13 protein-coding genes are annotated in these 15,303 nt (G+C 64.5%); 9 read left to right on the top strand and 4 right to left on the bottom strand.

Going from position 1 to position 15,303, the window contains the following annotated elements; translation table 11 throughout:
• Window positions 1-34: 34 nt before the first annotated feature.
• Window positions 35-487: a hypothetical protein gene (locus AC3RCP_RS13825; RefSeq protein WP_492570017.1), complete on the top strand. Its 453-nt coding sequence runs from the start codon at window positions 35-37 to the stop codon at window positions 485-487.
• 59 nt (window positions 488-546) lie between these two features.
• Here AC3RCP_RS13825 and AC3RCP_RS13830 read toward each other — a convergent pair whose 3' ends face one another.
• Together AC3RCP_RS13830 and AC3RCP_RS13835 are read right to left on the bottom strand one after the other, a co-directional pair.
• Complete coding sequence (locus tag AC3RCP_RS13830; RefSeq protein ID WP_492570018.1) at window positions 547-2,298, bottom strand: phospholipase D-like domain-containing protein; 1,752 nt, start codon at window positions 2,296-2,298, stop codon at window positions 547-549.
• Between the two features lie 108 nt (window positions 2,299-2,406).
• Entirely contained in the window at window positions 2,407-3,450 is a 1,044-nt protein-coding gene (locus tag AC3RCP_RS13835; protein ID WP_492570020.1) for an alpha/beta fold hydrolase, read from the bottom strand.
• 409 nt (window positions 3,451-3,859) lie between these two features.
• On the opposite strand from AC3RCP_RS13835, the gene AC3RCP_RS13840 reads away from it, so the two are divergent.
• The 7 genes from AC3RCP_RS13840 (at window position 3,860) to AC3RCP_RS13870 (ending at window position 10,826) form a co-directional block, all read left to right on the top strand.
• Entirely contained in the window at window positions 3,860-4,876 is a 1,017-nt protein-coding gene (locus AC3RCP_RS13840) for a TRAP transporter substrate-binding protein (protein WP_492570022.1), read from the top strand.
• Window positions 4,877-4,913: 37 nt separating this feature from the next.
• A complete protein-coding gene (locus AC3RCP_RS13845; RefSeq protein ID WP_492570024.1) occupies window positions 4,914-6,854 on the top strand; it encodes a TRAP transporter large permease in 1,941 nt (646 codons plus the stop codon).
• Between the two features lie 8 nt (window positions 6,855-6,862).
• Complete coding sequence (locus tag AC3RCP_RS13850; protein WP_492570025.1) at window positions 6,863-7,915, top strand: LacI family DNA-binding transcriptional regulator; 1,053 nt, start codon at window positions 6,863-6,865, stop codon at window positions 7,913-7,915.
• 2 nt (window positions 7,916-7,917) lie between these two features.
• Complete coding sequence (locus tag AC3RCP_RS13855) at window positions 7,918-8,922, top strand: NAD(P)-dependent oxidoreductase (protein WP_101337688.1); 1,005 nt, start codon at window positions 7,918-7,920, stop codon at window positions 8,920-8,922.
• Window positions 8,923-8,940: 18 nt separating this feature from the next.
• Window positions 8,941-9,750, top strand: coding sequence for an amidohydrolase family protein (locus AC3RCP_RS13860; protein WP_101337689.1), 810 nt, complete (start codon window positions 8,941-8,943; stop codon window positions 9,748-9,750).
• A 142-nt stretch (window positions 9,751-9,892) separates the two neighbouring features.
• The gene (locus AC3RCP_RS13865) at window positions 9,893-10,588 is read left to right on the top strand and encodes a tRNA (adenine(22)-N(1))-methyltransferase (RefSeq protein WP_492570027.1); all 696 of its coding nucleotides are present in this window, start codon (window positions 9,893-9,895) and stop codon (window positions 10,586-10,588) included.
• 79 nt (window positions 10,589-10,667) lie between these two features.
• Window positions 10,668-10,826: a DUF2986 domain-containing protein gene (locus AC3RCP_RS13870; protein ID WP_007931951.1), complete on the top strand. Its 159-nt coding sequence runs from the start codon at window positions 10,668-10,670 to the stop codon at window positions 10,824-10,826.
• Window positions 10,827-10,883: 57 nt separating this feature from the next.
• Here AC3RCP_RS13870 and AC3RCP_RS13875 read toward each other — a convergent pair whose 3' ends face one another.
• Both AC3RCP_RS13875 and AC3RCP_RS13880 read right to left on the bottom strand, forming a co-directional pair.
• Window positions 10,884-12,110, bottom strand: a complete 1,227-nt coding sequence (locus AC3RCP_RS13875; protein WP_087089273.1) for an MFS transporter — start codon at window positions 12,108-12,110, stop codon at window positions 10,884-10,886.
• Window positions 12,111-12,386: 276 nt separating this feature from the next.
• Window positions 12,387-14,513, bottom strand: a complete 2,127-nt coding sequence (locus tag AC3RCP_RS13880; protein ID WP_492570029.1) for a TonB-dependent receptor family protein — start codon at window positions 14,511-14,513, stop codon at window positions 12,387-12,389.
• Between the two features lie 288 nt (window positions 14,514-14,801).
• On the opposite strand from AC3RCP_RS13880, the gene AC3RCP_RS13885 reads away from it, so the two are divergent.
• Window positions 14,802-15,284, top strand: coding sequence for a cupin domain-containing protein (locus AC3RCP_RS13885; protein WP_492570031.1), 483 nt, complete (start codon window positions 14,802-14,804; stop codon window positions 15,282-15,284).
• The last annotated feature ends 19 nt before the right edge of the window (window positions 15,285-15,303 follow it).

Here is a 15,303-nt window from a genome sequence, read left to right on the forward strand (position 1 = left end):
TCCTCTCTCTACCAACCATTAGAGGGAACGCCCGATGAGAAACACCGAACTCAGCCACATCATCCTCAGTGACCACTCGCGCATCGAGGCCGCCATCAGTACCGGCGCGGCCTGGGAAGTCTGGTTCCAGGTCGAGTTTCTGATGCTGCTGCGCGCAGCCCACCTGGGGTGCACTCGCGAAGCGCCTTACCCACCGCCGAACGGCACCCTGCACCTGGATGTACTGGCCAGCCAGGGTGTCGAGATCTATGCCATCGAGGTGAAAGTCGAGAGCGCCACCAATGCTGGCAACAAACTGTTGGCGGAAACCCGCAAGGATATCGAGAAAATCGCCAAATACACCGAGCCTGTCGAGGCCCGCTGGGTGGTTTCCCTGGCCTATAGCGACGTGGCCAAACGCTCGTTGCGCGGGTTCACGGTGGAGAACAGCGGCCACGCCATCTACCACGAGGCCGGTGCGATCGGTTGCATGATCTTCTCGGTTTGACCCGCGCAGGCGCCAGCAGGGCATGAGGCCTTCCTGGCACCTTTCGACAGTTCGTGCCCTTAGTGAGAGAACAACTGCCGGTCGCCCTGTTTCTGCGAACCTGCGACGTAGTACGCCTCGAACCAGGCGGGCTGGCCCGAGATCGCCGTGGGTTTTTTCAGCAACAGTGGCGGTGGCTGCTTCCCCTGGGTCTCATCGGCGCTGGTGAAGGCTTTTTGCATCACGCTGCGAAAGTGCAGGTGATCGAATATCAGCAGGGCCTGGATGGCATAGACCACGGCGATTTTCTGGTCCTCGATCAGGACCAGGTGATCGCCGTTTTTTTCTTCCCCCGAAATGGACAGGTTCGAGGAACCGGTGAAGACCTTGGCGCTCGGCAGGTTGAAGTCGGTGACGACGAACTTGTTGTGTACCGAAATACCGGTGCCGCCGGACCACTCGCTGCGAAAAGGTTCCGGTGCGTACTGGGCGAGATAGGCGAAATCCACCTCGGCCGATGTGCCATCAGGCTTGATCACATCCATGCCCGAGGCCTTGTCGGTCACGCCATAGTTGAACACCGGACGCTTGTAGAGGCGGCTGATCGACTCGTACAGGGGGCCGCTGGTGATCTGGTTGAGGAAGGCGATGTTGAACAGCACCGAGCGGCTGGCCTGGTCGATCGCGCCGCCGATCGGGCTGAGCGACAGGTCGCTGCCGTTGTGTGGCGAGAAACAGAAATGCAGGCGCGGGCCAGCGGTCGTTGCGGTGCCGGTTTCGATCACGTGCCATTTCTGCGCCAGGTCGCTGGCCTCGAAGTTTTTCGGATCGCTGAAGCTGGCGTCGAAGACCCGGCCGAACAGGTCCGCTACCTCGAGGTGCTTGAACAACAGCGCATTGTTGTTCTGCACATAGCAGCCGCGGAAGCTGAAGTTGGTGGAGCCGCACAGCACTTGGTAAGGCTTGCCGTTGCGCCGGGCGATCAGCACCTTGTGATGCTGCAGGCCATGGAAGTGGCTGCGTCGAACCCGGTCCGCGCCGGCCGAGGCCAGCAGGCGGCTGGCGGCCCGGGTCTCGCAGCTGTCGGCGGCGGCGTGATCGCCGGCGTCGTCGATAATGATGCGCAGGCGACTACCCAGCGCCTCCAGTCTGGCGAGGATGTCCGGTTCGTTGAAGTCGTAGGCGAAGACATCGAGGGTGGTGTCCGGCTGCCGCAGGACTTCATCCAGCACCGCGAAAATCATCGACACCGCCTCGAAGCCGAGCCACTGGTACATGGCCGTCTCGGTCTTCGGGTGGTCGAGCCCGTCCTTGGTTTTCGATGGAATCAGGCTCTTGCCATACACATCGACCTTGACGCCCGCGGGCACCCGGTCGCGGAAGGCCTGCGAGGAGGTAAAGCCCCGGGTGAAACCAATGTCGAGGATGTCTTCGTAGCTGATGGGGTCGAGGTCGATCGACAGTTCGATGACCGTGCCGGGAACCAGCTGGCCGTCGTTGGCCATGTGCATCATCCGGCCCCGGTAGGTGAAGGTGCCTTGGTCGACCTCATGGGGGACGTGAACCCAGCGAAACTTCTGGAAGGGCGCTTCCAGCGAGGAATACTTGCGCTGGCCATCGACCGCGCTGTGGGCCGGCTCGTCGTAGGCAAAGGCGATGCGGTTGGGCAGGGGCTTGAACGCGTCGGTACCGGGAAACCTGCATTCGATGGCAAAGCCCACGAGGTCCGCGGGAGGACTCTCGACATCGAAACCGATCAGGCACATGCGTTCGCCGCGCCACAGTTTCATGGTGAAACCATCGATCGTCTGTGCGTTCTGGAAAGCGGACATGAGCAGCGCTCCTTGCTGTGGCATGTGGGTCAAGAGGGGATCCAGCATTCTGTAGCCTAGAGCAAAACGCCAGCCCCCTCATGGCGGGGGCTGGCAGCAGACCTCTGGTCAAAGACGATCCGCATCGATCACCGCCTGGGCGAACGCCCGCGGGTCTTCCTGCGGCAGGTTGTGGCCGATGCCGCCGCTGATCAGGCGGAACTGGTATTTGCCGGTGAAACGCTTGGCGTAATCCGCGGGGTTCGGGTGCGGCGCTCCATTGGCATCGCCTTCGAGGGTGATGGTCGGCACGCTGATGGTTGGGGCCGTGGCCAGTTTCTGTTCCAGTGCGGCGTAGCGGCTTTCGCCTTGAACCAGCCCCAGGCGCCAGCGGTAGTTGAACACCGTGATATCGACATGGTCGGGGTTGTCCAGGGCCTTGGCGCTGCGCTCGAAGGTGGCGTCGTCGAACGTCCATTGCGGCGAGGCCAGTTGCCAGATCAGCTTGGCGAAGTCGTGGGTGTTTTTCTCATAGCCTGCGCGACCGCGATCGGTGGCGAAATAGAACTGGTACCACCACTGCAATTCCGCCTTGGGCGGCAGCGGGTTCTGGCCGGCCGCCTGATTGCCGATCAGGTAGCCGCTGACCGACACCAGCGCCTTGACCCGCTCCGGCCACAGCGCCGAGACGATATCCGCCGAACGCGCGCCCCAGTCATAACCACCAAGCACTGCTTGCTTGATCTTCAGCGCATCCATGAAGTCGATGACGTCACTGGCCAGCGCGGCCGGTTGGCCATTGCGCAGGGTTTTCGCCGACAGGAAACGGGTATCGCCGTAACCGCGGGCATAGGGCATCAGCACCCGATAACCCTTGGCCGCCAGCAAGGGCCCAACCTCATCAAAGCTGTGAATGTCGTACGGCCAGCCGTGCAGCAGAATCACCACCGGGCCATCGGCCGGGCCGGTTTCGGCGTATGCCACATCCAGCAGCCCGGCGTTGACATGCTTCAGCGGGCCGAACGGCGAAGGGGCGGCATAAGTGGTGCCGGTGCTGCTCGCGTCGGTTTGCGCCGCTGCGGGCGTCTGCGCCTGGGCCGTGCCGAGGATGCCGAACAGGGTGAGGGCCAGGACCGACGCGCCGATGGTGTGGTTGCGCAGTGTCATCTTCATGCTGATCTCTCCATTGGATTGCAAGCCGTGGGGCGGGGGACCTGGCTGATCCCCTTCAACCTGGGTTGCATTTGACGGCCGCGACGTATCTGGCCTGTGTCCGAATCCCGGGGCGGATGCAAGCGCGTGTACCGGGGAGGGCGGTAGATACAGTGGGATACACGACGTAGCCCGCGAGTCCCCGCGGATAGCCGTGGCAGGGCACGAAGCCGTTCGTGTGTCCGGACCGGAGACGGTTTTCGACCGCGCGTGGCCCCGTCGGACGCTTTGCTCGAAGGCAATGTCTGCTTCGTGGGCAAATTTCCATTGCCAGATCCGGGTTATTGGAGGTAGTTTGTAAAACGATTTAGTAAAACGTTTTACTAACTCATGCAAATGTCGCAAAACAACAACAAAAGAGAACAGCCTCATGCCTCTGACCCGACGTCGTTTCGTGCAGTGTGCCGCCCTCAGTACCTGCGCGCTGGCCCTGCCTTCCATTGCCCGTGCCGCCCCTTCGGTATTGCGCTTGTCCTCGACCATGACGGCGGACGAGAACTCGGCGCACTACCTGTTCTACCAACGCCTGGCCGAGAACCTGAAACAGTCCGTGGGCGACCGTATCCGTATCGATTTTTTCCCCAACGGCCAACTCGGCAAAGAGGCCGATGTGGTGCAACAGGTGCGCCTGGGCTCGATCGACCTGATGGTCTCCGGGAGTTCGATCTGGGCCACGGCCCTGCCGGAACTGGCGCTGCTGGACCTGGGGTTCCTGTTCGACAGCTACGAGCATGTCGCCCGCTCCGTGGATGGCGGCGTCGGCGAGATCTACAACGGGCTGCTGCGCGAGCGCACCGGTTGCTCGGTCGTGGGCTGGGGCGCGCATTTCAGCGCGCGCAGCGTCTATACCAAGCCGCCGATCAAGGATCTCGAGAGCATCAGGAATACCAAGCTGCGGGTCCTGCCGACCCAGGCGTTCATCGAAACCTTCAAGCTGCTGGGTGCGATCCCGACCCCCATTGCCTTCAATGAGGTCTACACCGCCATCCAGACGGGGGTGGTGGAAGGCTTCGAGCACGATGCCGCCAGCGTACTGGCCAACAAGCTCGACGAAGTGGTGAGCCACAGCTGGCAGACCGACCATTTGTTCAGCCCTTGCATTGCCGTGATCGGCAAGCGCGGGCTGGCGAAGATTCCTGCCGACCTGCAACCGGTGTTCATGGCGGCTGCCCGGGAGGCCAGCGTGTCCCAGCGCCGGGCGGCCGCGATCAAAGGCGCCGAAGCCATCGCCGCGCTGGGCAAGGGCGGCATGACCTTCTTCCCCATGGCTGACGCCGAGCGCGCCAGCATCCGTACCCTCATGCGCGACAAACTCTGGCTGCCGTTTACCCGGACCACGCCGTCCATGGCGTCGGTGCTGGGACTTATCGACGCGGCCAGGGCGTGATCCAGGCCAGCCCCCATAACAAGAGGAGACAGACACCATGAGTTCATCCGACGCTCTCGCTGTCGCGGATCAAGTGGTAGAGGAACATCCCGGGCAGACCAACGCAGCGGCCGCCATGGCCGACGACTGGGGCTTTGCCACAACGCCGGGCAGTGGCAGCTTGCTGGCGCTGCTGTGTCGGTGGGTCGAACGCCTGTGCGCGGTGGTGCTGGCGTTGAACGTGGCGGTGGTGTTCGTCTCGGTGATCCTGCGCTACTTCGTGCATCACCCGGTGGACTGGGCCGAGGAAGTTGCCCGTGGCCTGATGGTCATGCTGGTGTTTCTCGGCGGCGCTACGGTGCTGGCCCGCAAACAACATGTACAGGTGGACTTCTTCCGCGCGCTGTTGCCCGCCGGCTGGCAACAGGCCGCGCAGCAGACCGGGGGCTGGTTGGTAGCGGGCACGGCGGCGGGGCTGGCGTTCTCGTCCTGGCTGTTGCTGCAAGACTCGGTCAACGTCGTGACCCCGATGGGCTTGCCGCAGTGGCTGAATGTGCTGCCGGTGTTCGTCGGCGCGCTGCTGATGACGGCGGTGGGCATTGCCAATGCCGTCAACGGTGCCACTCCCGTCACCTGGCTGACGTTGCTCGGCTGCCTGCTGGTTGGCGGCTCGGTGTATGCCTGGAACACCCAGGTCGAGGCTTACGCCCTGCAACCCTGGGGCCTGCTGGTCGGCGGCTTCTTCGGCGGCCTGCTGGCGGGCGTACCGATTGCCTTCGTCCTGGCCCTGTGCGCCTTGCTGTACTTCATCGGCGATCCGTCGCTGCCGATGGTGATCTACTCGCAGCAGGTCATGGCCGGGATGGATCACTTCGTGTTGCTGGCGATTCCGTTTTTCGTGCTGGCGGGGCTGCTGATGGAAGCCAACGGCATGTCCTCGCGCCTGATCGAACTGCTGGTACGGCTCTTCGGCCGGGTACGGGGCTCGATGAACCTGATCGCCATCCTGGCCACGGCATTTTTCTCCGGCGTGTCGGGTTCGAAGCTGGCGGATATCGCCGCGGTCGGCGGGATCGTCGTGCCCGCCGTGCGCCGCACCCGACAGGACCCGGCGGAGACAGCGGCGGTCCTGGCGGCCTCCGGGGTGATGGCGGAAACCATCCCGCCGTGCATCAACATGATCATCATGGGCTTTGTCGCGAACATTTCGATCGGCGGCCTGTTCCTCGCCGGCATCGTGCCGGCGGTGATGCTCGCCCTGGGCCTGGCGACCCTGGCGGTGATCTTCGGACGCAAGGTCGACCCCGACCTGGCCTTCCCCTCGCGCCGGCCGGTCGTGCGTCTGCTGGGGGGCGCGCTGGTGGCGCTGATCATGGTGACGATGATCGGCAAGGGCGTGACCTCCGGCGTGGCCACCTCCACCGAGGTGTCGGCGTTCGCAGTGGTCTACGCGCTACTGGTGGGCGGGCTGACCTTCCGCGAGCTGACGTTCAAAGGCATCGCCAGGCTGTTCGTGCGCTCGGCCTCGATGGCCGCGGGTATCCTGTTCATCATCGCCGCCGCCTCCAGCCTGGCGTTCGCCCTGACGATCCTGCAGATTCCGGCGATCATTTCCGACTTCATGCTGGCCTTGGCGCATGACTATGGCCCCGTGGCGTTTATGATCACCTCGGTGATCATCATGGTGGTGTTCGGCGCGGTGCTCGAGGGTGCGCCGGCGCTGATCATCTTCGGCCCGCTGCTGGTGCCGATCGCTGTGCAGGTGGGCGTCAGTCCTTTTCACTTCGGCACCGTCGCGGTGATCGCCATGGGCCTGGGGTTGTTCTCGCCGCCGTTCGGCCTGGGGCTGTTCGCCACCTGCGCGATGACCGGCACGCGGGTCGAGGAGGTTTCCCGGCGGATGGTCAAATACCTCTGCCTGCTGGCGGCCATGCTGATTCTGATTGTCCTTGTGCCATCGATTTCCCTGTGGCTGCCGCGCACTTTCAATATGGGTTAATGCAAAACATGACAACGATTCACGATGTGGCCGCTCTGGCGGGGGTTTCGGTCAGCTCTGTGTCCAATGTGCTCAACCAGCGCACCGACAAGCTCAGCGCCGACACCTTCGCTCGCGTCGAAGCGGCGATTCTCAAGCTCGGCTACCAGCCCAACCGGGTGGCGCGGCAGCTCAAGACTGGCCATACGCCAATGCTCGGCCTGCTGGTTCCGTCCACCGCCAACCCGATGTACGGGCAGATCGCCCTGAAGATCGAGGCCGCCGCCCGGGCGCAGTTTTCCTACCGGCTGCTGCTGGGCAACACCCACCGCGACAAGCAGCAGGAGGCCGGGATGTTCGATGACCTGCTGTCGTTCGGCGTGCGTTCGGTGATCGTGGTCTCGTCCCAGGACGACGAGCGTCACCTGGAGGCCGCGGTACAGCGTGGGCTGACGGTCGTCAGTTACGACCGGCAAACCACCGAGGACAGCGACTCGCGGGTGGACCATGTGTCGCCGGATAACTTCCAGGCGGGCTATATCGCCGCCGCGCACTTGATCGAACACGGTCATCGGCGCCTGGCGTTTCTGGTGCCCAGCGGCAAGACCATCAGCCGTACGGCGAAGATCGAGGGCTTTCGCGAGCGCGCCGCGCAGGAGGGCGCGCAGGTCAGCGCCACAGTCATCGAAGGGCCGGTGCTCGAGACGTTCGGCGATTCGGAGCTTGCCGACCTGGGATTCGCCATGGCGGCCGATCTGGCGGCAATGACGCCCAGGCCGACCGGTGTCGTCACCGTCAACGACATGCTCGCCATGGGCCTGATGTCCGGGCTCATCCAGGCGGGGCTGCGGGTGCCCGAGGACATCTCGGTGGTCGGCATGGACGGCCTGTCCATTGCCGCGTTCAGCAACCCCAGCCTGACATCGGTGGCCATGCCGCTGACCGAGATGGCCGACATCATGGTCCAGCGCGCGGTCGAGCGTTCCCGCGACCCACAGCTGCCCGCTGTCAATCTGGTGTTCCAGCCAATGCTGATTTCCCGACATTCGGTGGCCCGGCCCGGCGCCGACAAGCGAGCGTGACCATGACTGAGATCTTCCTGACCCATGCCCCCGGCGTGCGCGCCAATTACTACGCCGAGCAGCCGCTCAGGCAGCTTCAGGCCCTGGGCAATGTCCGGCTCAACGACTCGCCCGATCCGCTGTCGCTGGAGCAACTGGTCGATCGGGCACAGGGCTGCTCGATCATTGTCGCCAGCCGCGAGGCGGCCGCGCCCGCCGAATTGTTCGAACGCCTGCCACAGCTTGCGGCGATCTGCCGGGTGGCGGTGGACATCCGCAACATCGATGTTGAAGCCGCCAGCCGTCACGGCGTTCTGGTCACCCATGCGACGCCGGGGTTCGACCGCTCGGTGAGCGAATGGGTGATCGGCGTGATGATCGACCTGGCGCGGGGCATCAGCCGCGCGGCCGCCGATTACTGGCAGGGCAGGGCGCCGCAGGTGCTCATGGGGCGGGAGTTGCGCGGGGCGACGCTGGGGATCATCGGTTACGGCTTCATTGGCAAGCGCCTGGCCGACATTGCTCGGCTGCTGCAGATGCGCGTGTGGGTCAATGACCCGAATGCCCGGATCGATGAGCCCGGCATCGAACAGGTGTCGTTCGAGCAGGCCATCGGCGCCGCCGATTATGTGGTCTGCCTCGCGCCGGCGGTCGAGCGGACCTACAACCTGTTCGGGCGCGAGGCCTTTCGCGCGATGCGCCCCGGCGCGTTCTTCATCAACGCCTCGCGCGGGGAACTGGTGGACGACACTGCCCTGCTCGAGGCACTGGAGCAGGGGCTGATTGGTGGCTGTGCGCTGGATGTCGGCCGCGCGCCAGACCAGATGCCCGCGCCACTGCTGGCCGCCCATCCCAAGGTCATTGCCAGCCCGCACATCGGTGGGCTGACACCCGAAGCCAGCGAGCATCAGGCCATGGACACCGTGCGCCAGGTCCAGGCCTTGCTCGCAGGACGAGTTCCGCAGGGGGCGGTGAACCTGGCGCGCGCGGCCCGCGCCCGGGATGTATTCCGGCTGCAATCCCACTAACCAGGAGTACTCGCGACTATGACCTTGCCCAGCCACGCCACCGACTGCCACGTGCACGTGTACGACCCCGTGCGCTTTGCGGCGCCATCGGCGGTCCCGACCGCGACCTGGAGCGACTACGCGCGGATGCAACAGCAACTGGGCCTGCAGCGCGCGGTGCTGGTCCAGCCAGTGGGGTACGGCTTTGACAATGCCTGCCTGCTGGATGCGCTGCTGCAGGCCGGCCAGGCAGCGCGGGGCATCGCCGTGATCAAGGCCGAAACGCGCTGGAGCGAACTGTCCCGCCTGCATCAGCAAGGTGTGCGCGGCGTACGTTTCATGATGGTGCCAGGGGCGGGCGGGGTGCTGCCCTGGGACGCGCTGGAAAGGATTTCCTGGCGTATTGCCGAACTCGGCTGGGTGATCAATCTGCAACTCGACGGCCGCGACCTGCCTTGTTATCAGGAGCGTCTGCTGGCGTTGCCGAGCAGGCTGAGCATCGACCATGTGGGCAAGTTCCTCGAGCCGGTCCCCGTTGGCCATGCTGCCTTCCAGACCCTGTTGCGCTTGCTGGACGGCGGCAATACCTGGGTCAAGCTTTCCGCTCCTTACGAAACCTCCCGGGTCGGCGCGCCGCTGTACGAGGATGTCGGCGTACTGGCCAAGACGCTGATCAATAGCCACCCGGAACGTTGCCTGTGGGCAAGCAACTGGCCGCACCCGGGGCGCGACCCGAGGCCGAGCGACAGCGCCATGCTCGACCTGCTGTCCCACTGGGCCACGGACGGCGCCTGGCGCCGGCGCATCCTGGCGGATAACCCGGCGGTCCTTTACGGCTTCGACGACTGAGGCGGCTAGCGGGCGGTGCCTGGCAGGACGGCGCGAACCCTGGCCCTGGTCGCATAAATTTGAAATGCACGGCATTGCCCGACAGAATCGCGCCCCGATCCGGCCACAGGCGCCGGACGTTCGTGGTGAAAAGGGGCGGCAGTTGAACCAACAGACATTGTCCATGCGCCTGGAGCGCGTGGCGGCGCATGTGCCAACGGGTGCGCGCCTGGCCGATATCGGCTCGGATCACGGCTACCTGCCGGTGGCATTGCTGCGCCGTGGCCTTATCGCCGCGGCGGTGGCCGGCGAGGTGGCGTTGACGCCGTTCCACGCGGCCCAGCGCAGCGTGCGCGAAAACGCGCTGGACTCGGGCATCAGCGTGCGCCTGGCCAACGGCCTGGCGGCGATCGAGCCGGAAGACGGGATCACGGCGATCAGCATTTGCGGCATGGGCGGCGAGACCATCCGCGACATCCTCGACAGCGGCAAGGCGCGCCTGAGTGGCCAGGAACGCCTGATCCTGCAGCCCAACGGCGGCGAGCAGCCCCTGCGCCAATGGCTGATGGAGCATGGCTACCGCATCCTCGGCGAGGAAGTGCTGCGGGAAAACCGCTTTTACTACGAAATCATCGTCGCCGAACGCGCCGGGCCGGTGAGCTATACCGCCGAGGAGCTGTACTTCGGCCCGCTGCAGCTGCAGGCCCGCAGCCCGGCCTTCCTGGCCAAGTGGCAGCGCATGCTGCGCCTGAAACACAAGACCCTGGCCCACTTCGCCCGGGCACGGCAGGCCGTGCCCGAGGAGAAGGTCCAGGACATCGCCCGGCAGGCCCGGTGGATCAGCGAGCTGCTGGCCTGAACGCGGTCCAGGGGTTGTACAGGAAGGGGCGCTTTGAATCCCCTATCATTCAAGCATTCACAAACCGAGCAGAAAAAACATGAATCGTCGCAAGAAAATCAATCAGCTATTAAAGGCTAACGCGAAAAAGGCCAGTGCCAAGCTGGCACCGCGAAAGCCCAAATACATCAGCAAGGCCGACCGATTGAAGCTGGCTGCCGAGTCCAGTCCGGAGTCCGTGGTGTCCTCCGAGAGCTGATCCATGGCGCTTGAGCGGCCATTGCTGCTACAAGGCCCGGCTATTTACATCAACCTGTTAGCCGGGTTGGGCCGCCAGGCTATTACTGACCTTGCGTCCCAGCACAAGTACCGTGACAAAACCGCAGCCCACCAGGACCGTGGCCAGGCTCAACAGCACCGAGCTGCCCAGCTGGTCGACGATCCTCCCGCCGAAGAACGAGCCCAACGCAATAATCACCTGGAACAAGGCGACGAAGAGTGGCATGCCGCGTTCGACATCCTTGGGCGCTACGACAAACATCCAGATACTGGCGCAGGCCGGGAAGGCGCCGAAGGCGAAGCCCCAGAGCGCGATCAACATCGCAGCGCCAGTCATGCCGGTGGCGAAGTAGGGGAACAGGGCAGTGCTGGTGCCGATCATCAGTGCGACCAGCAACAGGGTATGACGCACGCTCCGGTTGGCGGCGAAGCCGGCGAAAATATTCCCCACGACCCCGGCCACGCCATACAGCAGCAGAAATGAACCAATAGTCGGCCCATCGAAGCCGGCACTCTGTTTGAAGAAGGGGGCGACATAGGTGTACGCGGCAAAGTGCGCCAGGCCGATCAGCAAGACTGCGATCAGTCCGACCCGAGCTTGTGGGTTGATGAACAAGGCCGGCAGGTCACTGATGCGAATGGCCTTGTCCGGGGTGAGCCGCGGAAGCAGGAAGACCTGCGCCAGCAGCACCGGTATACCCAACAGCGCGGTGACCAGGAAGGTCATGCGCCACCCCATCAGGCCACTCAGCCAGGTGCCTACGGGCACGCCCAGTACGGTGGCCAGGGTCACACCGACCATGATGATCGAGGTGGCCTGGGCTACGCCCACTCCTTTGGGGGCCAGGCGGCCGCTAAGGGCAATGGCGGTAGCCCAGAAACCGCCGATGCTGATGCCCAGCAGCACACGGCCGAACAGCAGCAGGTTGAAGTCGCTGGCGTAGGCCACGACCGAGTTGGCGATGATCATGATCAGCGTCAGGCCGATAAGCAGATTGCGACGGTCCAGGACACCGATGCCCACAGACAGCAAGGGGGCGGCGAGGGCGGCCATGATGCCGGGCAGGGTAACCATCAGACCGGCGTGGCCAGCAGTGATGCCCAGGTCGCTGGCGACATCGTTGAGCACGCCCACCGGGAGAAACTCGCTGGTCACCAGGGCGAAGGCACCCACGGCGACCGAGAGAATCGCCAGCCACTGTTGTTTGACGCTCTGTTGACTATGTTCGAGGAGGCCGTGAGGGGCCTGGCTTGCGCTTGACATGGTGCTGGGTTCCAAGGGGGATGTCGCCTGAGGCGGACAGGGGCGCGGGGGAAAATTCGAGGCGATTATAGGAGTCGGTTTTGGCACGCCGAGAGGCGAGCCTCTCGATAATAATCATCAATGCCATCGATTAAACGCTGGGCGAGTACCGGCTGTTGGCCGGTCGCGACCCATTCGGTAACGGTCATCCCTGTCACATTGATCCGGCAAGATGGAGGGGCACGACGTCCTGAACGCGCCTGGGCATAGGGCGGAAACCGCCCTGATTCGACCCCCTCAGCGCAAACTCCACGACACTCCGACATACATCGCCATGCCTTCCCCCGGCGTCGATCGCGCGGCGTCCAGGCCTTTGTCGTCGTAGCCCGGGGTGACGGTAGCGGCGTAGTGCTGGTCGGTCAGGTTGCGCAGGTCGAGCCAGGTCTGCCAGTCGCCCTTGGGCGCGTTGTAGCCCAGGGTGGCGCCGAACAGCGCGTAGGGATCGGCGTAATAGCTGTTGGCGTAGTCCACCGCCACTTTGGACACCAGTTGCGTGTTGAGCGCGGCGAAGAAGCCCAGGGGCCAGTCGTAGCGCAACTCGCCCTGGTAGTAGTGCATCGGCAGGCCCGGCAGGCGGTTGTCGCCGAAACGTTCATCGTCGCGGTAGTGGAAGTCGCTGAAGGTGTAGCTCTGGCGCAGGCTCAACTGGCCGCCGTCGTCCCGCGACCACAGCGTGCTGTCCAGGCTGGCTTCCACGCCCTGGTGCACGGTGGGGCTGGCGTTGAGCTCGTAGGGGGTGGTGGCGTTGGCGTCCGGCAAGACCGAGAGCAGTTCGTGGCGCACCTGGGCGTAGTACCAGGCCAGGCTCCATTGGCCGATGGCGCTGTCGCCACGGCCGCCGAGTTCAAGGGTAGTGGCGGTCTGGTTTTGCAGTTTGATCGGGTCGCGCTGGGTGCCGGTGGCGGCGCCGCTGCCGGCCGGGAAGCGAATGTTGGAGCTGTAGATCAGCGACCAGGGGTGGGGCGCCTCCACCGAGCGGCTGAGGTTGCCGAACAGTTGCAGGTTGGGGGTCAGCTGGTAGCGCAGGCCCACGCGCGGCGCGTAGTCCCAGTCGCCGAGGCTGGTCTTGCCACCGCCGTCGGGGTAGGTCACGGCGCTTTCGCGGCGGGTGTAGATGGCGGCCAGGCCGGTGGTCAGCCACAGGTCGTCGGCGATTTCCAGGTCATTGCCCAGATGCAGGACGCTGTCCGAACCCTGGTAGGTGAAGTTGCGCATGTGGGTGCCCGGCGCGTAGCCGGCGGTGTTGCCGCTGGGGATACGCACCAATTCGCTGGCCCCTGAGTTGGGCAGGTGCTTGGTCACGCGCAGGCCCAGGGTGCTGTGGCTTTCCAGGCCCCAGAGGGTGTCGCGGCGCTTGTAGTCGAAGGTGCCGCTGACATCGGTGTAGGCCACCTTCAGGCGGTTGGGGCCTTCGCGCAGGTCCATGGGGTAGTCGTGGTAGACCAGGCCGGTCTGGATACTTGAATCGTCGTCGATGTACCAGGTGGTCTTGTTGCCGATAAAGGTGCTGCCCGGCTGGTCGCGGCTGTCGCCCCGCGTTACGTAGGCCGGGTTGGCCGCCCGTGGGTCGTGCTCGATGGAGCCTTTGGTGACCCGCCCGGCGAGGTCGTTGTCGGTCTGGCGATGGCGGATGTAGAAGCGGGTTTCCAGGTTCGGGTTGAAGCGATAGCCGAAGTTGGCGATCACCCCCTGGCTCTTGCTGGCGCTGTGGTCCTGGTAGCCATCGGAGCGGGCGTCGGTCAGGGACAGGTAGTAGTCGAAGTCACCCAGCACCTGCCCGGAGCTGACCTGGCGCTGCTGATAACCGTGGCTGCCGGTGGCGTAGCGCACCTGCAACTTCGGCGCGTCGTAGCCGGTGTGGCTGATGTAGTCGATGGCGCCGCCCAGGGCCAGGGCGCCGCGGTCGAAACCGTTGGCGCCGCGCAGCACTTCCACACGCTCGAGCCACAGCGGCTCGAGCAACTCATAGGGTGTGCCGCCCGGGCCGCTCAACGGCAGGCCGTCGAGCATCGTGTACAGCCCCGAGGCATGGGCGCCCGGCGCGCGGTTGATCCCCGAACCACGGATCGAGATCTTCACCCCTTCGTTGCCCGCGGACTGGGCATAGACCCCCGGCTGATACGCCAGCACATCCTGATTGCTGGCTACGCGGCCCTGCAGCGGGCGGCGCAGGTCCACCACATTGCTGCCGCCGGGCACCTGGGCCAGCCGCGCCTTGGCCTCCTCGGTCGATGCGTCTTCGCCACTGCGCTCCTCGGCGCCGATCAGCACTTGTCCCAGCTCAAGGCCCTGGGCTTCGGCCGGGGCCGGACAGACAAGGGCCAGGCCCAGCAAGGCAGCGGGCAGGGGACGGGGCGAGGGCATCGGGGGGAACTCCAGGCATGGGCAACGGGCAGTGAGAACTGCGACGTATGAAAGAACGAAGGAAACACATGGCAATTTTGTCTTTTGCCAGGCAGGCGCAGATCGGCAGGAGTCCAGCATCCATGCCCGTGCGCTATCAAGGCTGTTCGCAATGGATATATCCGCGCATCGGCGTTCGGCTATCGTCACCCTATATGACTCGATCGCGCAGCCGCTGTGCTTTTGCGTTGACGCTATGTCGGCTGCTGCTGCGATTCACCCACCGCTCTCAAATGCGAGGACATCACGATGAGCGCCCACAAAGCCGTCGCTGTTTCACTGGCCATTCTCAGCGCAGCCTTCCTGGCATCTGCCGCGCTCGCCGAGGGCACAGGGTTGATTGCCGCCACCCCCGCCGAACTGAAATGGACACCCGCGCCCTCGGTAGGGCCCGGGGTGATGATTTCGGTGATCGAAGGCGACCTGAAAAAACCAGAGCCTTTCACGATGCGCCTGATGCTGCCGGCCAACACGAAAATCGGCGTGCATACCCACCCCGTGACCGAACGTGTCACCGTGATCTCGGGCACCTTCTACTTCGCCACCGGCGACAGCTTCGACGCGGCCAAGGCCAAGGCCTATCACCCGGGTGACACCCTGATCATTCCCGTCGGCACGCCGATGTACGCCGCCACGCAAAAACAGGAAACCGTGCTCCAGCTCCACGGCACGGGCCCCTGGGGCATCACCTACCTCAACCCGGCGGACGACCCCAGGAACAGCAAAAAATAGGCAATGGCTGAAGGCTGGA

It is taken from the genome of Pseudomonas sp. GW822-FHT05A08, from assembly GCF_058800485.1.

Bases quoted from the DNA above. Each gene is read 5' to 3' on its own strand.
- AC3RCP_RS13825 (WP_492570017.1), top strand. From the start codon at position 35: ATGAGAAACACCGAACTCAGCCACATCATCCTCAGTGACCACTCGCGC.
- AC3RCP_RS13830 (WP_492570018.1), bottom strand. From the start codon at position 2,298: ATGTCCGCTTTCCAGAACGCACAGACGATCGATGGTTTCACCATGAAA.
- AC3RCP_RS13835 (WP_492570020.1), bottom strand. From the start codon at position 3,450: ATGAAGATGACACTGCGCAACCACACCATCGGCGCGTCGGTCCTGGCC.
- AC3RCP_RS13840 (WP_492570022.1), top strand. From the start codon at position 3,860: ATGCCTCTGACCCGACGTCGTTTCGTGCAGTGTGCCGCCCTCAGTACC.
- AC3RCP_RS13845 (WP_492570024.1), top strand. From the start codon at position 4,914: ATGAGTTCATCCGACGCTCTCGCTGTCGCGGATCAAGTGGTAGAGGAA.
- AC3RCP_RS13850 (WP_492570025.1), top strand. From the start codon at position 6,863: ATGACAACGATTCACGATGTGGCCGCTCTGGCGGGGGTTTCGGTCAGC.
- AC3RCP_RS13855 (WP_101337688.1), top strand. From the start codon at position 7,918: ATGACTGAGATCTTCCTGACCCATGCCCCCGGCGTGCGCGCCAATTAC.
- AC3RCP_RS13860 (WP_101337689.1), top strand. From the start codon at position 8,941: ATGACCTTGCCCAGCCACGCCACCGACTGCCACGTGCACGTGTACGAC.
- AC3RCP_RS13870 (WP_007931951.1), top strand. From the start codon at position 10,668: ATGAATCGTCGCAAGAAAATCAATCAGCTATTAAAGGCTAACGCGAAA.
- AC3RCP_RS13875 (WP_087089273.1), bottom strand. From the start codon at position 12,110: ATGTCAAGCGCAAGCCAGGCCCCTCACGGCCTCCTCGAACATAGTCAA.
- AC3RCP_RS13880 (WP_492570029.1), bottom strand. From the start codon at position 14,513: ATGCCCTCGCCCCGTCCCCTGCCCGCTGCCTTGCTGGGCCTGGCCCTT.
- AC3RCP_RS13885 (WP_492570031.1), top strand. From the start codon at position 14,802: ATGAGCGCCCACAAAGCCGTCGCTGTTTCACTGGCCATTCTCAGCGCA.